The organism is Morganella sp. HSTU-ASny43 (assembly GCF_022819185.1).
GTDB lineage: Bacteria > Pseudomonadota > Gammaproteobacteria > Enterobacterales > Enterobacteriaceae > Morganella > Morganella morganii.
The window spans coordinates 1-3,308 of sequence record NZ_WSPG01000063.1; the positions used below are offsets into that span (position 1 = coordinate 1).

At 47.9% G+C, this 3,308-nt stretch carries 5 pseudogenes; 3 read left to right on the top strand and 2 right to left on the bottom strand.

From position 1 onward, the window contains the following. Positions 1–63 precede the first annotated feature (63 nt). Together GN208_RS17625 and GN208_RS17630 are read right to left on the bottom strand one after the other, a co-directional pair. A pseudogene (locus tag GN208_RS17625) lies at positions 64–593 on the bottom strand (IS1 family transposase); the annotation flags it as partial. 69 nt (positions 594–662) lie between these two features. Then, positions 663–1,041: pseudogene (locus GN208_RS17630) on the bottom strand (DDE-type integrase/transposase/recombinase); the annotation flags it as partial. An 86-nt stretch (positions 1,042–1,127) separates the two neighbouring features. Between GN208_RS17630 and istA the strand changes: the two are divergent. From istA to GN208_RS17645, 3 pseudogenes are all read left to right on the top strand, one after another. Next, a pseudogene (gene istA / locus GN208_RS17635) lies at positions 1,128–2,152 on the top strand (IS21 family transposase). Beyond that, a pseudogene (gene istB / locus GN208_RS17640) lies at positions 2,149–2,931 on the top strand (IS21-like element helper ATPase IstB). Before istA ends, istB begins: the two co-directional pseudogenes overlap by 4 nt. Positions 2,932–3,067: 136 nt before the next feature. Further along, positions 3,068–3,142 (top strand): annotated as a pseudogene (locus GN208_RS17645) (hypothetical protein); the annotation flags it as partial. Between the last annotated feature and the right edge of the window lie 166 nt (positions 3,143–3,308).

Here is a 3,308-nt window from a genome sequence, read left to right on the forward strand (position 1 = left end):
TATTGATAATAATGAAGCGGGGTATAAATAATAGGGTAGCGTATTCGATAAGTTGATTGTGCATCAGGCGTAATACTCGCGTTCAATGAATGTGCCTATGATCCTGTCGTGCATTTCGGGGGATTTTGAATATCCCAGTGTCTTACGATTGAGGCGCTTCAGTCGGTTACGCAATGTCAGGTTTTCGCGCTCAATACGCTGAGTATACAGCTTGCCAGTGATATGCCGCGCCTCAGGAAAAGCGTCATTGTAAGCCCTGTAACTATCAGTACACCAAAAAGCGACATTGAATCCAGAGAGTAGTTTCAACAAATTACACAGTGTTTTCTTGCTTCGGGAACCGAAAACATGGGCGATAATCCATTTTAACTGGGGCTCCCATGCGTACCACAACCAACGCTGTCGTTTTTTGTTGCCGATAAACGACCACATCTCGTCCACTTCACAAATGAGTTGAATCTGCAGGTTATTCAGCGGCGGGCTTGTCACATTTCGCGGCGAGAGTTTTTTAAAGTGCGCACAACAGCATTGATACTGATATGTAACGCCCGAGCAGTGTCACGAATACCGGCATTATTCATCGCAAGGTCAACTGTAGTGGTCAACTAAAACTGGCCACGGTTTTAGAGTTTTCCCGGTATCGGTTTTCTGATTCGTTTGGTGGTCAGTTTGCTGTCCGGAGAGAACGACATTGCCCACCCCACGGGTTTCCGCGCAAACAGATCGAGTACCACAGCAAGGTAAGCCCAGCGTTTACCCGTCCAGATATACGTCACATCGCCGCACCATACCTGATCAGGCTCTGTCACTGCAAACTGACACCCGAGGTGATTCGGGATAGAAATATACTCGTGTCCCCCACGTTTATATCGGTGAACAGGCTGCTGACAACTTACCAGCACCAGCGTAGCCATGACTGAGACCGTGCAGTTCCTGAACCTGACTGCGTAATACGGCCCGCCTGCTATCCGGCTTGTCAGGACGGTTTTTCCGGTATTTATAGCTGCTGCGGTGAACCCCGAACACGCAGCAAAGAGTGGCTGTTACCAACGATGTAAAACTGATCCCTCTCAACGGTTGAAAACTGATCCGGGGGTTAATCTGCTCCTCTGAATTAAGGGGAGCTTATGATCACGTTTGAGATGCATATGGAAATTAAAATCCTGCACAAGCAGGGAATGAGCAACCGGGCTATTGCCAGGAAATTGGGGATTTCACGCAATACGGTAAGACGTTACCTGCGGGCTCAGTGTGAACCTGTGAAATATACTCCACGTCCGGCAGCGGTCTCACTTCTGGACGAGTACCGGGACTACATACGTCAGCGTATTGCGGACGCACATCCTTATAAAATCCCGGCGACTGTTATTGCCAGGGAAATAACAGAACGTGGCTATCACGGAGGACTCTCCATTCTCAGAGAGTTTATCCGTTCGCTGAACAGCACAACGGCAGAGCCAAACAGGTTGTCCGTTTTGAAACAGAGCCGGGAAGACTGATGCAGGTAGACTGGGGAACCATGCGCCACGGTAAATCACTGCTTCATGTGTTCATTGCTGTACTGGGTTACAGCAGAATGCTGTATATCGAATTCACTGACAATATGCGTTACGACACACTGGAATCATGCCACCGTAATGCTTTCAGCTTCTTTGGCGGCGTTGTGCAGGAAGTGCTGTATGACAACATGAAAACTGTGGTACTTCAGCGGGATGCCTATCAGCCCGGACAGCACAGGTTTCATCCTTCATTGTGGCAGTTAGGTAAAGAGATGGGCTTCTCTCCCCGCCTGTGTCGTCCCTTCCGCGCTCAGACCAAAGGGAAAGTAGAGAGGATGGTGCAATACACGCGCAACAGCTTCTATATCCCGCTGATGACCCGGTTGCGCCCGATGGGTATTACGGTCGATACCGAAACAGCAAACCGGTATGGGCTGCGATGGCTGCATGAGGTTGCCAATCAGCGCAGACATGAAACCATCCGCTGCCGTCCCTGTGATCGCTGGCTTGAAGAGCAGCAGTCTATGCTGGCTCTCCCGCCGGAGAAAAAACAGTGTGAGGTACAGACAGATGCAAGTCTGGATACCTTCGACTGTCATCCGCTCCATCATCCGTTATCCGTCTATGATCTGTTCTGCAGAGGAGCGGCATAATGATTGAATTACAACATCAGCGGCTGATGGCGATGGCAGAACAGTTACAGCTCGACAGCCTGATCAGTGCAGCCCCGGTACCGTCTCAGCAGGTGGCGGAACAGGAATGGAGTTATATGGACTTCCTGGAACATCTGTTACACGAGGAGAAACTGGCACGTCATCAGCGTAAACAGGCTATGTATACCCGTATGGCTGCCTTCCCGGCAGTCAAAACGTTCGAAGAATATGACTTTACCTTCGCAACCGGCGCACCGCAAAAACAGTTGCAGTCATTACGGTCACTGAGCTTCATTGAACGTAATGAGAATATAGTATTACTGGGACCCTCCGGTGTCGGAAAAACGCATCTTGCCATCGCGATGGGGTATGAGGCAGTCAGATCCGGCATTAAAGTCCGCTTTACAACGGCAGCAGATCTCCTGCTTCAGTTGTCAACGGCTCAGCGTCAGGGGCGCTATAAGACAACGCTTCATCGAGGGGTAATGACACCTAAGCTACTGATTATAGATGAGATAGGTTATCTTCTGTTCAGTCAGGAAGAAGCAAAACTGTTCTTCCAGGTTGTAGCGAAACGTTATGAAAAAAATGCAATGATCCTGACGTCAAATCTGCCGTTCGGGTAATGGGATCAAACCTTCGCCGGAGACGCAGCACTAACCTCAGCAATGCTGGACAGAATATTACATCACTCCCACGTCGTTCAGATAAAAGAAGAAAGCTACCGACTGAAGCAAAAACGTAAAGCTGGGATTATCGCTGAAGTGAATCCTGAGTAAACAAGGTGGATCAATATTAGACCGTTGATGGTGATGGTGATGGTAAGTGGATCACTTTTTAACCGTTGTTGACAAGTGGCCACAGGATAATGCGCTCTGAGTTTCCCGATCACCGAGACCTGTTCAGGGAGTCTGACATCAAGAGCGCGGTTGTAGATTCAATTGGTCAACGCAACAGTTATGTGAAAACATGGGGTTGTGGAGGTTTGGATTACCACCGGATTTAGTATATGACCTACAATTTTCAAAATTCACTTTTATAAAATACTTGTCGTTGATGTTTTGTTGAAAAAAAATGGTTTAGTTTAATACTAGAAGAACGTGTTAATTTGAATGTTCTTTCTCGTTTGTATTTTCAGTATAAACTTAGATTTATA